This is a genomic window from Micromonospora deserti, assembly GCF_003236335.1.
GTDB lineage: Bacteria > Actinomycetota > Actinomycetes > Mycobacteriales > Micromonosporaceae > Micromonospora > Micromonospora deserti.
The window spans coordinates 1-3,286 of sequence record NZ_POUB01000427.1 but is presented as its reverse complement, the minus strand read 5'-3'; the positions used below and the strand labels follow the sequence as shown (position 1 = coordinate 3,286).

Sequence of the window (3,286 nt, the reverse complement as noted above, 5' to 3'; positions counted from 1 at the left end):
GCCTTACCGTGACCCGCCCCGACCGGTCACGCAGGACCGCCCCGGCCCGTCGCCGGGGTTCGGGCACCTCCGGGCTGTTACGCGGGCGTTACACCACGGCGAAGCCGTTGTGGCGGAGCGACCGGAGGGTGGACCCGAGGGCCACCGGCAACGCCGCCCACGAGGTGGCCCCGGACAGCACCGATCGACGGGAGAACACGATGAGAATGAGAAGCGGACTGCTGGCGCTGGTGATCGTGGCGGCCGGGCTGGTCGCTGGCGCGGGCACCGGCACGGCGGCGACCACCGCCACCGCCACGACGACCGGCTCGCCGTACTGCGGCATCACCTGGGGCAGCGCGACGAAGTCGGCCGGCACGCTGCGCACCGCCCCGCTGGTCGACGTGCGCACCGGCCGGCACGACTGCTACGACCGGGTGGTGCTCGAATTCGCCGGACCGGTCAACGGCTACACCATCAGCTACGGCGAAACCTGGACCGAGGGCGAGGGCCTCCCGCTGTCGCCGTACACCGCCGGCGGCGAACTGCTACGGGTCTCCCTACAGGCCCCGGCGTACGACGCGCACGTCGGCACCGTCCCCTGGCGCGTCGGCGAGCACACCGCCAACGTGCTGCGCCACCGGACGCTGCGGGACGTGGTCTTCGCCGGCAGCTTCGAGGGCTACACCACGCTGGCGGTCGGGGTGCGGGCCCGGCTGCCGTTCCGGGTCTTCGTCCTGGCCGGCCCCGGCACGCACAGCCGGATCGTGCTGGACGTCGCCCACCAGTGGCAGCAGTGAACCCACCACGGGGAGGAGGGCCCGGCGCCGGCCGGGCCCTCGACACCGTCCGTTACGGCAGGGCGGCCCACCACCACCCCCGGGGCTACGCTGAGCACACTATGGAGGGCCGCCTGCTGGTCGTCGAGGATGATGCCTCCATCCGGGAGGTCACCGCCCTCGGTCTGCGGCGGGCCGGCTTCCGGGTCGACACCGCCGCCGACGGGCGGGCCGGGCTGGCGGCCTGGCGGGCCCGGCCGGTCGACCTGATCGTGCTCGACGTGATGCTGCCCGGTCTCGACGGGTTCGAGGTCTGCCGGGAGATCCGGCGGACCAGCCAGGTGCCGATCCTGATGCTGACCGCCCGCACCGACACCATCGACGTCGTCGTCGGCCTGGAGTGCGGCGCGGACGACTACCTGCGCAAGCCGTTCGACCTGCCAGAGCTGGTGGCCCGGGTCCGCTCGGTGCTGCGCCGGGCCACCGCCGCCTCCACCCCGACCGTCATCGAAATCGGCGGCCTGGAGATCGATCCGGCCAGCTTCGTGGCCCGCAAGGACGGGCGGGACCTGGCGTTGACCGCCACCGAGTTCCGGCTGCTGCTGGAACTCGCCCGCCGCCCCGGCCAGGTCTTCACCCGGGAACTGCTGCTGGAACGGGTGTGGAACCACGACTTCCTCGGCGACTCCCGGCTGGTCGACGTGGCCGTGCAGCGGCTGCGCGCCAAGGTCGAGGACGATCCCGCCCGTCCCCGCCTGCTCCGGACGGTACGCGGCGCCGGCTACAAGCTGACACCGGCGTGAGGGAGGTGCCGGATGAGAGCCGCCGACCCGGTCTCCCCGCCTCGCCTGCGCCGCCGGCTGACCATCGCGTTCGTGCTCGTCGCCGGGGTCTCCGCCGGGCTGCTCGCGGGCGGGTCCTGGCTGCTGCTGCACCAGGCCCGCTACGACGGCTCGCTGCACCAGGCCGCGGCGGACGCCCGCTACCAGCTCGTCCTGGCCGGGCAGTTCCTGCCGCTGAGCGACCAGCGCCGCGCCGAGCTGCTGACCAGCTTCGAGGGCAGCGGCCGGCACGTGGTGCTGGTCGACGGCGACGCCCGCCCGTCCAACCCCGCGTACGCGCCGCCGCTGGGCGCGCGGCTACGGGCCACCGTCGCCGCCGGTGAGCTGGGGTACCAGCGGTCCACCCCGGACGCCCGACCCCGGCTGCTGGTGGTCGGCGGCCGGATCCCCGGCTCGACGGCGGAGCTGTACGTGGTCACCGTCGAGGACGACATCGCCGCCGACCTCACCCAGCTGCGCACCGCCCTGCTGGCCGGCTGGGTACTGGTGGTGCTGCTCGCCGCCGGGGTCGGGCACACCCTGGCCCGCCGGGCGCTGGAACCCGTCGGCCGGGCCAGCCGGGCCGCGCGGGCCCTCACCGAAGGGCTGCTCGCCACCCGACTGCCGGTACGCGGGCGCGACGAGTTCAGCGTCTGGGCGGCATCGTTCAACGAGATGGCCGAAGCGCTCGAGGCGAAGATCGCCGCGCTGTCCCGGGCTCAGGACCGGGAGCGCCGGTTCACCGCCGACGTCGCCCACGAGCTGCGTACCCCGGTCACCGCTTTGGTGGCCGCGGCGTCGCTGCTGCGCGACCACCTCGACCAGCTGCCGGGCGACGCCCGCCGCGCCGCGGAGCTGCTGGTCGCCGACGTGGTCCGGTTGCGCCGCCTGGTCGAGGACCTGATGGAGATCTCCCGACTGGACGCCGGGCGGGAGAGCGTCGCCGTCGCCGCCGTCGACGCCCTCGCGCTGCTGCGCGCGATCGTCGGGGCGCGCGGCTGGCGGGACCGGGTGGTGGTCACCGGGGACTCCGTCGAGCTGCGCACCGACCCACGTCGGCTGGAGCGGGTGCTGGCCAACCTCGTCGCCAACGCCGTCGAGCACGGCGGCGGCGAGATTCGGGCCAGCGTCGTCGCGGGCGGGCCGCTGGTCGTTCTCGACGTCACCGACGAAGGGCCGGGCATCCCCGCCGAGCACCTGCCCCGGGTCTTCGACCGTTTCCACAAGGTCGACCCGGCACGCGCCGGCCGGGGCAGCGGGCTGGGGCTCGCCATCGCCTGGGAGAACGCCCGCCTGCTCGGCGGGCGGCTGAGCGTGCGCAGCGAGCCCGGCGCGGGCGCGCACTTCCGCCTGGAGCTGCCGGCCGCCGGGCCGGGAGCGCCGGGCGGCGACGGGCCTGGCGGCGTACCATCCGCGCGCCGTGGCGACCGGCCGGCGGGCGTCGGCGACGCCGCGGACGACGCCGCCCCGGCAGTGGCGCCGGGCGGCGCTGGTCCCGTCGTGTCGGACCGCGCCGGACCGGTAGTGCCGGACCGCGCCGGACCGATAGTGGCGCCGGACGGTGCGGGATGAACCGGCGTACCGTCGCTGGGCGCGCGGCTACGGGCCACCGTCGCCGCCGGTGAGCTGGGGTACCAGCGGTCCACCCCGGACGCCCGACCCCGGCTGCTGGTGGTCGGCGGCCGGATCCCCGGCTCGACGGCGGAG

At 75.6% G+C, this 3,286-nt stretch carries 3 protein-coding genes; all 3 read left to right on the top strand.

Annotation, left to right across the window (positions count from 1 at the left end; all coding sequences use genetic code 11):
- Nucleotides 1-200: 200 nt before the first annotated feature.
- On the top strand, nt 201-779 hold the full coding sequence (locus C1I99_RS30600) for an AMIN-like domain-containing (lipo)protein (RefSeq protein ID WP_199562451.1): 579 nt from the start codon (nt 201-203) through the stop codon (nt 777-779).
- 101 nt (nt 780-880) lie between these two features.
- Nucleotides 881-1,561, top strand: coding sequence for a response regulator (locus C1I99_RS30595; RefSeq protein WP_111137630.1), 681 nt, complete (start codon nt 881-883; stop codon nt 1,559-1,561).
- A gap of 12 nt (nt 1,562-1,573) precedes the next feature.
- Complete coding sequence (locus C1I99_RS30590; protein ID WP_111137629.1) at nt 1,574-3,151, top strand: ATP-binding protein; 1,578 nt, start codon at nt 1,574-1,576, stop codon at nt 3,149-3,151.
- Nucleotides 3,152-3,286: the final 135 nt, after the last annotated feature.

Bases quoted from the DNA above. Each gene is read 5' to 3' on its own strand.
- C1I99_RS30600 (WP_199562451.1), top strand. From the start codon at position 201: ATGAGAATGAGAAGCGGACTGCTGGCGCTGGTGATCGTGGCGGCCGGG.
- C1I99_RS30595 (WP_111137630.1), top strand. From the start codon at position 881: ATGGAGGGCCGCCTGCTGGTCGTCGAGGATGATGCCTCCATCCGGGAG.
- C1I99_RS30590 (WP_111137629.1), top strand. From the start codon at position 1,574: ATGAGAGCCGCCGACCCGGTCTCCCCGCCTCGCCTGCGCCGCCGGCTG.